Raw genomic sequence first — 11,893 nt, 5'->3', positions numbered from 1 at the left:
CGGACAACCGCATACGGCACACACCGGCGTCGTCGCCGCGGATCTTCCGCGGGGGCGGCGCCGGTGCGTGCGCGGCGCCGGGGAACGAAGGCGGGCCGACCGCCGTTGTAGGGGCAACCGACGACCGGGACCGGCTCGCGGCCGGTTCGCCCGCCGCGCGAGCCACTACCATCGGCCAGCATCGGCGGGCGCCCGCCCGACCCCCAGGCCAGGGAGCGAAACGTGCTGATCACCCACGACACCCGGTGCGCGCTCGACACCGTGGTGGATCTGGTGAACACCGTGCCGGAGGACGAATCGGCTCCGGACGGGCTGCCGGACGTCGCGGCCCTCCAGGAATTCGTGGGAACGCACGAGATCAGCGACGTCGGTGTGCTCACCGAATTCGACCTCTCGGCGGTGCGGCGGATCCGCGCGCGGTTCGCGGCGGTCTTCGCCGCTCCGGACGCCCGGACCGCCGCGGGACTGATCAACGACCTCGTAGCCGCCGCGGGCACCACGCCCCGGCTGACCGACCACGACGGCTACGACTGGCACATCCACTATTTCGCGCCCGGCGCCTCCGTCGCGGACCACCTGACCGCGGACTGCGGGATGGCCCTGGCGTTCTTCGTGGTGGCCGGGGAGCAGGAGCGGCTGCGGCGCTGCGAGGCCCCCGACTGCCGGCGCGCCTTCGTCGACCTCTCCCGGAACCGCTCTCGGCGGTACTGCGACAGCCGCACCTGCGGAAACCGCTTGCACGTGGCCGCCTACCGGGCCCGGCGCAAGGAGGCGGCCGGCTGACGCCTCCCTTCGGTGCCGGTGCGGCCGTGGACTCGGGGACGGCGACGCGGCCCCCGGCGGGTGGCGCCGGGGAGCGCGGGTACGGCTCACAGCAACAGCAGATCGTGCAACGAAGCCATGAGCAGCAGACACCCGATCACCGCTAGGAAGATCATGAGCGGTGGCTGGGAAAGGGCGAAGAGGCAGCCGCGTGGTTCGTCCTGCACCCGCGCGGTTTCGCTCTGTCTCGTGTCCAGCTGGGAGTCCAGCTGAGTGGTGTCCGGCATCTCGCCGCGATGATGACGCAGCGGACGGGGTCCACGCGATCAACACGCCCGTTACGACCGGGTGTTGGTTGAATGTCGCAATCTCCGGTCGGATCGTGATCATTCCGGAGCACGGACTGTCGGGCTCGGACCGCTGTGTCGTTTCAGCCCCGGGGGCCGGCCGTCACGCCCCGTGCCTCATATCCCGTGCTTCTTGAGGATGGCCTCGATGTCGCTGAAGTCGTCGTCACCGCCCCGGGACGCCTTTGCCGGGCGGGACGCCGGCTGGGCGGCCGGCCGGGGGGAGCCGGAGCCCGAACCGAGGGAGGGGGCCGAGGCTCCCGGAGCCACCGCGTCGCGCTGTGCCGCGGCCCGGGCCTCCTTGCGCTGCTTGCGGGTGCCACCGCGACGGCGCTCCACCGCGCGCGTGGTCATGAAGAGCACCCAGGCCACGCCCAGCACCCCGAAGCCGGCCCAGGCCACCGGGCTGAAGGCGGTGTCGGCCAGCCACTCGACGACCCCGGTCATCACCAGGCCGATCGGGACCAGCGAGTAGGCGGCGACACGGGCAGCGGTCAGGAATCGCCTGCGGTACGCGGTGACCGCCGCGATGCCCAGGCCTGCCGCGGACACCGCGGAGCAGACGGTCTCGGCAATCATCCGGTCCTCCAGGGCTGGGCCCGGTCGGGCATGAGTACTTCGTCCCTTCCATCCTGCACCGTCCGCCCGCCGCGAGGCCATGCCGGGGGACCGAGATCAGGGAGATCTCGGGGTCGGCTCCTCCGCAGGTGCCGGCGGGCGCGGTACGACGCCGGTTGGGGCGGCGTGCCGGGGGCTGGGAGAATGGGGGCATGAGCGACTCCTCCCCCGCCCGTCCCGCCGCGCCCGTCCTCGACGTCTGGTGCGAGCTCCAGTGCCCGGACTGCCACACCGCCCTGGACGACGTCCGCGCCCTGCGGGCCCGCTACGGCGACCGCCTGGAGGTGCGGCTGCGGCACTTCCCGCTGGAGAAGCACAAGTACGCCTTCGCCGCCGCGCAGGCCGCCGAGGAGGCCGTCGCCCAGGGCCGGGGCTGGCCGTACGCCGAAGCGGTCCTGGACCGGGTCGCGGAGCTGGACCGTAAGGGAGAACCCTTCCTGGTCGAGGTCGCCCGGGAACTGGGACTGGACGCCGAGGAGTTCGACACGGCACTCATCGACGGCCGGCACATCCTGATCGTCGACTCCGACCAGGCCGAGGGCAAGGCGATCGGGGTGACCGGCACCCCCACCTACGTGATCGGCGGCGAGCGCCTCGACGGCGGCAAGAGCCAGGACGGGCTGCGCGAGCGCATCGAGGAGATCGCGGACCGGCTGCTGGCCCAGCCGCGGGACTGAGTGCCGGTGACCGTGGCGGGGACCGGGACGGAGACCGGGAGCGGGAGAAGGTCCGGAAGCAGGACCGGGACCGGATCCCCCGCCGCCGTCACACCAGCGGCTTGCAGTAGCTGTACCGCGTGGTCTCGTAGCCGAGCGATTCGTAGAGCCGCTCGGCGGCGGTGTTCCCCGCGAAGACGTTGAGGCCGATCAGGTGGCGGCCGGCGGTGATCGCCTGGGCCTCCGCCAGCAGCATCAGGGTGCGGCCGTGTCCCCGGCCCCGGTGCTGGGCGTCGGCCTCGACGTCGAAGACGAAGGCCCGGTCCTCGCGCAGCGCCAGCCACAGGGTCCCGACCCGCTCGCCCTCGTGCTCCAACACGCTGAACAGCATGTTCTCGGTGGCCTCCCCCTGGGGCAGCAGCACTTCGTGATCGCGGCGGGCCTTCGCGTGCGCGTCGGCCTCGGGCACGCCCCGCTCCATCCAGGTGCGGGCGTAGCGCTCCGACTCGTACGCGTGCCAGGCGGCGAAGTCCTCCGGTGTCATGGGCCGCGCCCGGCTGCCCGCGGGCAGGGCGGGCGGGGTGTCGCCGAGCGGTTTGGCCATGGTGCGGTTGCGCACCGCGTAGCCGAGCGCCTGCGCGAGCCGCGTGCCCGCCTGGGCGTCGCCGTCGACGCCCGCCTCGATCTGCCGGCAGCCCCAGGAGCGCGCCACCTCCTCCGCGGCGAGCGCGGCCACCGTGCCCCGGCCGCGTCCGCGGTCCGGTTCGTCGACGTGGAGCTTGTGGATCACGGCCACCGAGTCGCCGAGGGTGGGCGAGGTGCCGAGGTGCAGCACACCGACGGGGCGACTGTTCACACACACCTGGTAGTGGCGCGAACGGGTCCCGTCGGCGGCGCGCTGGAGCGGCTCGGTCGGCCGCAGGGTCGTGGTCATCACGGCAGTTCTACCCACCGTGGACGAGAACGGCAGCCGAATATCGGCGGCCTCGCGGATGCGGGTACCGGATCCCGGTCACGGATGCCGGTCCCCGATCCCGGTCGCGGATGCCGGTCGCGGATGCGGGTCGCCGGTCCGGGTCACGGATCCAGGTCGTCCCCGGACCGCTCCTGGAAGATCCGCATGGCCTTGGCCGTCACCGGTCCCGGGGCGCCCGGCAGTTCGCGGTCGTCGATCCGGTGCACGGCCTGTACGTCCCGCAGCGTCGAGGTCAGGAAGACCTCGTCGGCGCGCTCCAGGACGTCCAGCGGGAGGTCGGTCTCGCGGGCACCGGTCCACTCGGCGGCCAGGGCGCGGGTGATCCCGGCGAGGCAGCCGGAGGCGACCGGCGGGGTGTGGATCTCGCCGTCGAGGACGACGAAGACGTTCGACCCGGTGCCCTCGCAGAGCCGGCCCACCGTGTTGCCGAACAGCGCCTCGGTGGCGCCCCGTTCGCGGGCGCGGGCCAGGGCGACGACGTTCTCGGCGTAGGAGGTGGTCTTCAGGCCGGTGAGCGCGCCGCGTTCGTTGCGGGTCCAGGGCACCGTGATCACGGCGGTGGAGTCGGGGCGGCGGCCGGTCTCGCCGAGGGCGACGACGAGGGTCGGGCCGTGCTCGCCGCGGTCGGAGCCGAGCGGGCCGTGGCCGCCGGTGTAGGTGACGCGCAGCCGGCCCAGCGGCATCGGGTTGGCCTCCAGCACGGCGGCACAGGCGCGGCGGACCTCGTCGTGGTCGGGGGCGGGCAGGCCGAGGCCGCGGGCCGAGCGGGTCAGCCGGTCCAGGTGCCGGGTCAACGCGAACGGCCGGCCGTCCACCGCCTTCACGGTCTCGAAGATGCCGTCGCCCACGGTCAGTCCGTGATCGAGGACGGAGACGCGGGCGGAACCGATGTCCTGCAACCCGCCGTCGAGCCAGATCTTCACGTCGCCAGCACCTCTCCCGTCGCGTTCACCTCGTACGCCCCCGACGCTACCGCGAGCAGCCGGGCGGCCTTCAGTTCGGTCTCCCGCCACTCGCCCTCCGGGTCGGAGCCCCAGGTGATGCCGGCGCCGGTGCCGAAACGCAGCCGGGCGTCCCCGCCGGCGGCCCGCTCGATCCAGAAGGTGCGGATGCCGACGGCCAGCCCGCCCGTGCCCCGGTCGGCGTCGACCCAGCCGACGCCCCCGCAGTACGGGCCCCGGGGCGCGGTCTCCAGCGCGTCGATGATCCGCAGGGCGCTGGACTTGGGCGCGCCGGTGACGGACCCGGGCGGGAAGGCCGCGTCGAGCAGCTCCGGCCAGCCGGCGTCGGCGGGCAGCTCGCCGCGCACCGTGGAGACCAGGTGGACGAGGCCCGGGTGCTTCTCGACGGCGCACAGGTCGGGCACCGTGACCGTGCCGGTGGCGCAGACGCGCCCCAGGTCGTTGCGGACCAGGTCCACGATCATGACGTTCTCGGCATAGTCCTTCTCCAGCAGGTCGGCCTCGGTCCGCCCGGTTCCCTTGATCGGCCCGGACTCGACCGTGCGGCCGTCCCGGCGCAGGAACAGCTCGGGCGAGGCGGTGGCGATCTCGACGCCGTGCTCCGGCAGCCGGACCGTCCCGGCGTACGGCGCCGGGTTGCCGCGGGCCAGCAGGGCGGTGAGGGCGTCCACGTCGGCGCCCGGGCCGATCGGTGCCGTCAGCACCCGGCAGAGGTTGGCCTGGTAGACCTCGCCCGCGGCTATGTGGGCGCGGATGCGCCGTACGCCCGTCGTGTACGCGGCGCGGTCGAGCGACGACGTCCAGTCGCCGACGGCGGGCCCCCGCCACTCCCCCGGCGTGGGCGCGGGCACCGGCTCGGTCCGTACCTCCGCGAAGCGTGCGCAGGTCAGGCCGCCTTCGAAGTCCGCGCAGACGGCCCAGAACCCCTCGGATTCGAGGGCGGCGGGATCACTCGTGACGTCGAGGAGACCGGTGGCGAGACGGTCGCCGAAGCGGGCGAGGGGCGGGAGGTCGAGCACACTGCCGAGTCTAGGCGGGTGGCTCCCGGGTGACCCGAACGTGTCCTTCCGGGTGCCCTGACCAGGTCCGCGACCGGACGCACCGCAGCACGCTGCACAAACGCGTTTTTGTGCTGGCCCCGGAATCCGCTAGAGTTCATCACGTCGCCGGGCCGCGCAAGCGGACCGAACCGACAGGCGGACGTAGCTCAGTTGGTAGAGCGCAACCTTGCCAAGGTTGAGGTCGCGAGTTCGAGCCTCGTCGTCCGCTCGCAGGAACAGGAGCCCTTCCGGGTCTCCTACACTCCTGGTGGAGTGGCCGAGAGGCGAGGCAACGGCCTGCAAAGCCGTCTACACGGGTTCAAATCCCGTCTCCACCTCCAAGGACGATTAGCTCAGCGGGAGAGCGCTTCCCTGACACGGAAGAGGTCACTGGTTCAATCCCAGTATCGTCCACTGATCCGCAAGGATCACCGATCCGTACGGATCCCCGCGCGATTAGCTCAGCGGGAGAGCGCTTCCCTGACACGGAAGAGGTCACTGGTTCAATCCCAGTATCGCGCACGCAGTACCGCACCTGGTGTTTCCCGGACGATTAGCTCAGCGGGAGAGCGCTTCCCTGACACGGAAGAGGTCACTGGTTCAATCCCAGTATCGTCCACACTCAACGAAGCCCCCGGCCGCCTTGAGCGGCCGGGGGCTTCGTCGTGGGCGGCTCAGCTCGAGAAGAGCATGCGGCCGAAGCTCTTCTGACGGTGGTGGCCGTAGTGACCGTGACCGCCGCCGTGCGGGGCACCCCAGGCCGGCGCCTGGGCCGCCGGGTACGCCTGCGGCGGGGCGGGCGGGGCCGGCGGAGCGGGCTGGGACCACTGGGCCTCCAGGCGGGTCAGCGACTCCAGCTCGCCGTAGTCGAGGAAGATGCCTCGGCAGCCGCTGCACTGCTCGATCTGAACGCCGTTGCGGTTGTAGGTGTGCATCGGTGCGTGGCACTTGGGGCACTGCATGCTCGGCTCAACTCCTCGCCGGTCGGTCCTGCTTCGCGTATCGCCAGGACAGACTCCGTCCCGCCCCGGGTCGGTTGCACCCTACTTCGCGGAACTTGGGCTCAACCCCGTGGGTCGGCGGGCCGTACGGACGCCATGCGCGCGCACGCGTCGACGAGGGAGCGCTCCACCTCGTCCAGCGCCCGGCCGGCCAGGACCGCCTTGGCGACGGCCCGGGCGGCGGTCTGCGCGGTGAGCGCGCGGGCCGGGACGTCCAGGGCGGGCCACGGGTCGCCCTCGGCGGGGACGGCGGGGCCGCCGGCGGCTCGGTAGGCGGTCAGGAAGCGGTGCCACTCCTCGGGCGGGAGCAGCCCGCAGGCGTACCAGGCCGCGGGGCGGGCCAGGTCCCAGGCCGGGACGCCGGTGCCGAGGTCGTCGACGTCGATCAGCAGCCAGGGTCCGTCGGGGGCGGGGTGGCGTATGAGCTGGCCGAGGTGGAGGTCGCCGTGGCAGAGGGCGGCCGGCCCCGGCATGGCGGCCTCGCCGCGCGCCCAGGCGGGAAGTGCCGCCCAGGCCGCCAGCACGGGCGCGGCGGCGGGGTGGTCGGGGGCGGTGTCGCTCAGGCGTGCCACGGCCCGGGCCGCCTTCGCGGGGCCGCGCATGGGGGGCAGGGCGGCAGGGGCCGGCGTGCGGTGGAGGCGGGCGAGGAGGGTCGCCGCGGCTTCCCACGGCGCGGCGTCCGGATCCTCGGGGTCCACGGGCGTGCCGTAGGGCCAGTAGGTGACGAGCCGCCCGTGCAGGTCGACGGGGGCCGGGGCGAGCGGGGGCAGCAGCACGCCGGGGAGCCGGGCGGCCGCGGTGACACGGAGGGACAGCTCGGCGGGGTCGGCGTCCGCGGCGTGGGCCTTGGCGACGGTGCCCGCGTGCCGGACGACGGTGGCGTCGGGGCGGTCGGCGAGAGTGGCCGCGCCGCAGGGGCAGCCGGCCGGGGTGCGGGCGTGGGCCGTTTCCCTGACGCGGGCCTGGAGGGCGGGGAGGAGGGCGGGGGCGTCCGTGGTCACGAGGGTGAGGGTACGCAGGCGGGGTGCGCCGCCGCGCTGCCCGGCCCGGCGCTGCCCGGGGAGGGAAAAGCAATGCCGGCGCAGCTCCCCAGCTGCGCCGGCATTTTGCCGTCCGCCGCACCCCCGTCCCCACGGGGTTTCATGGATGGATGTCCCCGCCCGGACCGCTCTTCCGGGCCTGGGGTCGCCGCTCAGCGCCCCAGCACCACACCCACGGACGACGCCTGTGTGGCCACTGTCTCCCACCCGTCGAAGACGAGGAGGAGCAGGACCGCCAGGGGCAGGGCCATGAGCGTCGCCACCGCGGGGTGGCGACGGCCCTGACGGCGGTTTTCCCGTGTGCGGACCAGCGTCCGCGGAACCGTCTGGGCCATGGTCCCTCTCCTGACCGTTCGTCGAGTCGTTCGCGTTGTCTCGTTGCAGCGGCGGGTGTCTGACCTCGGGGGACGAGTGCTGCACCCGCCGCTTGACCTCAAATCTATGCGTCGGGCGAGCGCCGGACGTCATGCCCTCGTACCGATTGCCGGGCCTCCCGGAGGATGAGCCGTGACCGGCCCACTACTCCCCTGGGTGGAGACCGCCGCACTGGTCTCGGGGTCTTCCCGGACGGGGGCGCCCACCGTGTCCCGGTATCTCCGGGCTGTCCGGTGACTTCCCTCACTCCGGCCGCCTCCCCGCACACCCCCTCCCCCGCCCCGGGCCGCTGCCCGCCCGCCGTCACGCCGCAGGTGCGCGACCGCTCCCCACCGCCCCCGCCCCGCCCCGGCCGGTCCCCCTCGCCCGCACCAATCACCCGGCTCCTGCGGCCGGTTGGGATCAAGGGCGGAGCGCGGCCGGCCGGGCCGCGCGGGAGCTGACCGCCGCTCAACTCTCGCGCCGGGCACTGACAATCCGTTGTCGCGAGAGGGCGCGGCCTCTGCGCGCGGGCGGCCGTGGAAACGTAAGCTGTGGCACGTCACAGGGACCGGGCAGCGGGGATGAACATGGCGATGATGCGCCTGAGGCGCGAGGACCCGCGCGTCGTCGGCTCGTTCAGGCTTCACAGGCGGCTCGGCGCGGGTGGAATGGGCGTGGTCTACCTGGGCTCCGACAAGAAGGGGCAGCGGGTCGCGCTGAAGGTCATCCGGCCGGACCTGGCGGAGGACCAGGAGTTCCGGTCGCGGTTCGCCCGTGAGGTGTCGGCGGCCCGGCGCATCCGGGGCGGCTGCACCGCCCGGCTGGTCGCCGCGGACCTGGAGGCGGACCGTCCCTGGTTCGCCACCCAGTACGTGCCCGGCCCCTCCCTGCATGACAAGGTCGCCGACGGGGGCCCGCTCGGCGCGGCCGACGTCGCGGCCGTGGGCGCCGCGCTGTCCGAGGGCCTGGTCGCCGTGCACGAGGCCGGGGTGGTGCACCGGGATCTGAAGCCGTCCAACATCCTGCTGTCCCCCAAGGGGCCGCGGATCATCGACTTCGGCATCGCCTGGGCCACCGGTGCCTCCACCCTCACGCACGTCGGGACGGCGGTCGGCTCCCCCGGGTTCCTCGCGCCGGAGCAGGTGCGCGGGGCCGCGGTCACTCCGGCCACGGACGTGTTCTCGCTCGGGGCCACGCTGGCGTACGCGTCGATGGGCGACTCGCCCTTCGGGCACGGCAGTTCCGAGGTGATGCTGTACCGCGTGGTGCACGAGGAGGCCCAGCTGCACGGCGTCCCGGACGCGCTCGCCCCGCTGGTGCGGGCGTGCCTGGCCAAGGACCCCGAGGAACGCCCCAGCACCCTGCAACTGTCGCTGCGGCTCAAGGAGATCGCCGCCCGGGAGGCCCAGGGCATGGCCGACGTACGGCCGCCCGCGCCGCGCAGTGGTGAGGCGGACGTGCCCACGGGGCGGCTCGCCGACACCTACCCGGAGCGTGCTCAGCGGCGTCCGCAGGGCCGGCCGGGTCCGCAGGGCACTCCCGCGCCGCGCGGCACGTCGGCGTCGCGGGGATCCGCGCCCCGGGGTTCCGTCCCGTCGCGGGGCGGAGCGCCCTCTCGTGGCGGAACACCCTCGCGCGGTGGCACCCCGTCCCGCGGTGGCACCCCGTCCCGCGGTGGCACGTCGTCGCGCGGTGGTGGTACGGGGGCGCGGTCCGGGTCCCGGCCCACGCCGACCCGCGACACGACCGGCCGGAACTCCTCGCGCAACGACGGTGGCCGGCCCGCACCGCGCGGCGGCTCCGGCCGTACGGCGCCCAGGACGACGGGGACCGGCTGGCGGCGGCCCGCCAATCCGCGGCTGCTGCGGCAGCGGCTGTTCGTGTTCGTGGTCGTGACGCTGCTGGTCGCACTGGGTATCGCCGCCGCACAGGGCTGCCAGGGGCCCGCGCGCGGGCTCGGCGACGAACGGGGCGGCGGCGTGCGGGCGACGCAGCGGGATCAGGTGGACCCGCCGGGCGGCCTCCCGGAGCCGCGGACCCCCGGGCGCTGAGGACCGGGGCCCGGGCCGGTCAGACCCCTAGGCCGGGGGGCGTCCCGCCGTCACCGCGTAGAAGGCGACCGCGGCCGCCGCGCCGACGTTCAGGGAGTCGACGCCGTGGGACATCGGGATGCGCACCCACGTGTCGGACGCCGCCAGGGCCCGCCGGGTCAGCCCGCTGCCCTCGGCGCCCAGCATGAGGGCCACCCGGTCCATCCGGTGCGGGGCGACCGCGTCGAGGGGCTCGGCCCGCTCGTCGGGGGTGAGGGCGAGGAGCGTGAAGCCCGCCTCACCGACCGCAGCCAGACCGGCCGGCCAGGTGTCGAGGCGGGCGTACGGCACGGAGAAGACCGCGCCCATCGAGACCTTGACGCTGCGCCGGTACAGGGGGTCCGCGCAGTCCGGGGAGAGCAGGATCGCGTCCATGCCGAGCGCGGCGGCGGAGCGGAAGATCGCCCCGATGTTGGTGTGGTCGTTGACGGACTCCATGACGACGACACGGCGGGCGGTCGTCAGCAGGCCGGCGGCCGTGTCCAGCGGCTTGCGCTGCATCGAGGCCAGCGCGCCGCGGTGCACGTGGTAGCCGGTGACCCGTTCGGCGAGCGCCGGGTCGACGACGTAGACCGGGGCGGGCGCCGCGTCGATGATGTCGCGCATGGCGTCGACCCACTTGGCGGACAGCAGCATCGAGCGCATCGCGTAGCCCGCCTCGCCGGCCCGCCGGATGACCTTCTCGCCCTCGGCGATGAACAGGCCCTCGGCGGGTTCGCGCCGACGGCGCAGCTCGACGTCGGTGAGGCCGGTGTAGTCGTGCAGACGTGGGTCGTCGGGGTCGTCGATCGTGACGAGGCCGGCCACGTCAGGCCGTCCCGTGCGGGCCGACGGCGACGACCTCGCCGACGACGATGACGGCGGGCGGCCTGACCTCTTCGGCGACGGCCACCTCGGCGACGGTGGCGAGGGTCGCGTCCACCCGGCGCTGGGCGGCCGTGGTGCCCTCCTGGACGAGGGCAACCGGGGTGTCGGGGGACTTGCCGTGCGCGATCAGGGTCCCGGCGATCTTGCCGATCTTGTCGACGCCCATGAGGATCACGAGCGTGCCGGTCAGCTTCGCGAGGGACGGCCAGTCGACCAGGGAGCGCTCGTCGTCGGGGGCGACGTGCCCGCTGACCACGGTGAACTCGTGGGCGACGCCCCGGTGGGTGACCGGGATGCCGGCCGCACCGGGGACCGAGATCGTGCTGGAGATGCCGGGGACGACGGTGCACGTGATGCCCGCCTCGGCCAGCGCCTGCGCCTCCTCCATGCCCCGGCCGAAGACGAACGGGTCGCCGCCCTTCAGCCGTACGACCGCCTTGCCCTGCCGGGCGTGCTCGATCAGCGCGTTGTTGATGGCCTCCTGGGCCATGAAGCGGCCGTACGGGATCTTGGCGGCGTCGATGACCTCGACGTGCGGCGGCAGCTCGGCGAGCAGGTCGCGGGGGCCGAGCCGGTCGGCGATGACGACGTCGGCCTCGGCGAGCAGGCGGCGGCCGCGGACGGTGATCAGGTCCGGGTCGCCGGGACCGCCGCCGACCAGGGCGACGCCGGGTGTGCGGGTGCGCCGGTGCGGGGCGACGAGGGTGCCGTCGCGCAGGCCCTCCACCACCGCGTCGCGGATGGCGGCCGTGTGCCGGGGGTCGCGGTGGCGTGCTTCGGTGGTGAGTACGGCGACGGTGACGCCCTCGCTGTGTCCGGTCGCCGGGGTCCAGGCCGTGGCCCGGTCGGCGTCGTCGGAGCGGACGCACCACACGCGGTGCCGCTCGCCCTCGGCGGAGGCGGCGTCGTTGGCCGCGGTGTCGCTGGTGGCGATCAGGGCGTACCAGGCGTCGGCGAGGTCCCCCTCCGCGTACGGGCGCTGCTCCCAGGTGATCTCGCCCGCGTCCGCCATCGCCTCGACGGACGGAGTCGCCTCCGGGGAGACGAGGCGGATGTCGGCACCGGCCGCGACGAGGGCGGGCAGGCGGCGCTGGGCGACCTGTCCGCCGCCGAGGACGACCACGCGACGGCCCGCGAGACGGAGGCCTACGGGGTAGGCGGGGTGTTCGGCCATGAG

The 11,893-nt window shown here is 74.2% G+C and carries 13 protein-coding genes and 5 tRNA genes; 8 read left to right on the top strand and 10 right to left on the bottom strand.

All coding sequences use genetic code 11. The features are described 5' to 3' along the window. Positions 1–222: 222 nt before the first annotated feature. Positions 223–783, top strand: a complete 561-nt coding sequence (locus tag R2E43_RS30715) for a CGNR zinc finger domain-containing protein (protein WP_003977284.1) — start codon at positions 223–225, stop codon at positions 781–783. An 86-nt stretch (positions 784–869) separates the two neighbouring features. Here R2E43_RS30715 and R2E43_RS30710 read toward each other — a convergent pair whose 3' ends face one another. Together R2E43_RS30710 and R2E43_RS30705 are read right to left on the bottom strand one after the other, a co-directional pair. Then, the gene (locus tag R2E43_RS30710; protein WP_003977283.1) at positions 870–1,049 is read right to left on the bottom strand and encodes a hypothetical protein; all 180 of its coding nucleotides are present in this window, start codon (positions 1,047–1,049) and stop codon (positions 870–872) included. A 177-nt stretch (positions 1,050–1,226) separates the two neighbouring features. Continuing rightward, the gene (locus R2E43_RS30705; RefSeq protein WP_003977282.1) at positions 1,227–1,688 is read right to left on the bottom strand and encodes a hypothetical protein; all 462 of its coding nucleotides are present in this window, start codon (positions 1,686–1,688) and stop codon (positions 1,227–1,229) included. 191 nt (positions 1,689–1,879) lie between these two features. On the opposite strand from R2E43_RS30705, the gene R2E43_RS30700 reads away from it, so the two are divergent. Next, positions 1,880–2,404 (top strand): DsbA family protein, encoded by a 525-nt coding sequence (locus R2E43_RS30700; RefSeq protein ID WP_189283945.1) that lies wholly within the window; start codon positions 1,880–1,882, stop codon positions 2,402–2,404. Between the two features lie 88 nt (positions 2,405–2,492). Here R2E43_RS30700 and R2E43_RS30695 read toward each other — a convergent pair whose 3' ends face one another. The 3 genes from R2E43_RS30695 to R2E43_RS30685 form a co-directional block, all read right to left on the bottom strand. Then, positions 2,493–3,317: a GNAT family N-acetyltransferase gene (locus R2E43_RS30695; protein WP_332056744.1), complete on the bottom strand. Its 825-nt coding sequence runs from the start codon at positions 3,315–3,317 to the stop codon at positions 2,493–2,495. Between the two features lie 143 nt (positions 3,318–3,460). After that, complete coding sequence (locus R2E43_RS30690) at positions 3,461–4,282, bottom strand: aminotransferase class IV (RefSeq protein WP_030871118.1); 822 nt, start codon at positions 4,280–4,282, stop codon at positions 3,461–3,463. Continuing rightward, the gene (locus tag R2E43_RS30685; protein ID WP_030871121.1) at positions 4,279–5,340 is read right to left on the bottom strand and encodes a chorismate-binding protein; all 1,062 of its coding nucleotides are present in this window, start codon (positions 5,338–5,340) and stop codon (positions 4,279–4,281) included. The genes R2E43_RS30690 and R2E43_RS30685 overlap by 4 nt, the downstream gene beginning before the upstream one ends. A gap of 177 nt (positions 5,341–5,517) precedes the next feature. On the opposite strand from R2E43_RS30685, the gene R2E43_RS30680 reads away from it, so the two are divergent. The 5 genes from R2E43_RS30680 (at position 5,518) to R2E43_RS30660 (ending at position 5,980) form a co-directional block, all read left to right on the top strand. Next, positions 5,518–5,590: transfer RNA gene (locus R2E43_RS30680), tRNA-Gly, on the top strand. A gap of 38 nt (positions 5,591–5,628) precedes the next feature. Beyond that, a tRNA-Cys gene (locus R2E43_RS30675) sits at positions 5,629–5,702 on the top strand. Position 5,703: 1 nt separating this feature from the next. Continuing rightward, positions 5,704–5,775: transfer RNA gene (locus R2E43_RS30670), tRNA-Val, on the top strand. 36 nt (positions 5,776–5,811) lie between these two features. Beyond that, positions 5,812–5,883 (top strand) — tRNA-Val (locus R2E43_RS30665). A 25-nt stretch (positions 5,884–5,908) separates the two neighbouring features. Then, positions 5,909–5,980, top strand: a tRNA-Val gene (locus R2E43_RS30660). Between the two features lie 55 nt (positions 5,981–6,035). Here the strand turns inward: R2E43_RS30660 and R2E43_RS30655 are convergent. From R2E43_RS30655 to R2E43_RS30645, 3 genes are all read right to left on the bottom strand, one after another. After that, a complete protein-coding gene (locus R2E43_RS30655; RefSeq protein ID WP_003977277.1) occupies positions 6,036–6,323 on the bottom strand; it encodes a TFIIB-type zinc ribbon-containing protein in 288 nt (95 codons plus the stop codon). Between the two features lie 101 nt (positions 6,324–6,424). After that, a complete protein-coding gene (locus tag R2E43_RS30650; RefSeq protein ID WP_319127710.1) occupies positions 6,425–7,363 on the bottom strand; it encodes an aminoglycoside phosphotransferase family protein in 939 nt (312 codons plus the stop codon). Between the two features lie 191 nt (positions 7,364–7,554). Beyond that, entirely contained in the window at positions 7,555–7,737 is a 183-nt protein-coding gene (locus R2E43_RS30645) for a membrane protein (protein WP_003977275.1), read from the bottom strand. 603 nt (positions 7,738–8,340) lie between these two features. Here R2E43_RS30645 and R2E43_RS30640 point away from each other — a divergent pair. Beyond that, positions 8,341–9,810 (top strand): serine/threonine-protein kinase, encoded by a 1,470-nt coding sequence (locus R2E43_RS30640; protein ID WP_189283991.1) that lies wholly within the window; start codon positions 8,341–8,343, stop codon positions 9,808–9,810. A gap of 27 nt (positions 9,811–9,837) precedes the next feature. Here R2E43_RS30640 and R2E43_RS30635 read toward each other — a convergent pair whose 3' ends face one another. Both R2E43_RS30635 and cobA read right to left on the bottom strand, forming a co-directional pair. Then, on the bottom strand, positions 9,838–10,656 hold the full coding sequence (locus R2E43_RS30635; RefSeq protein ID WP_003977273.1) for a TrmH family RNA methyltransferase: 819 nt from the start codon (positions 10,654–10,656) through the stop codon (positions 9,838–9,840). A 1-nt stretch (position 10,657) separates the two neighbouring features. Continuing rightward, positions 10,658–11,890 carry a uroporphyrinogen-III C-methyltransferase gene (cobA, locus tag R2E43_RS30630; protein ID WP_093455785.1) on the bottom strand — a complete coding sequence of 411 codons (1,233 nt, stop codon included), beginning with the start codon at positions 11,888–11,890 and terminating at the stop codon, positions 10,658–10,660. Between the last annotated feature and the right edge of the window lie 3 nt (positions 11,891–11,893).

The sequence above is a fragment of the Streptomyces violaceoruber genome (genome assembly GCF_033406955.1).
Lineage (GTDB): Bacteria > Actinomycetota > Actinomycetes > Streptomycetales > Streptomycetaceae > Streptomyces > Streptomyces violaceoruber.
The sequence above is the reverse complement of the archived record's forward strand: the minus strand, read 5'-3'. Positions and strand labels throughout refer to the sequence as shown.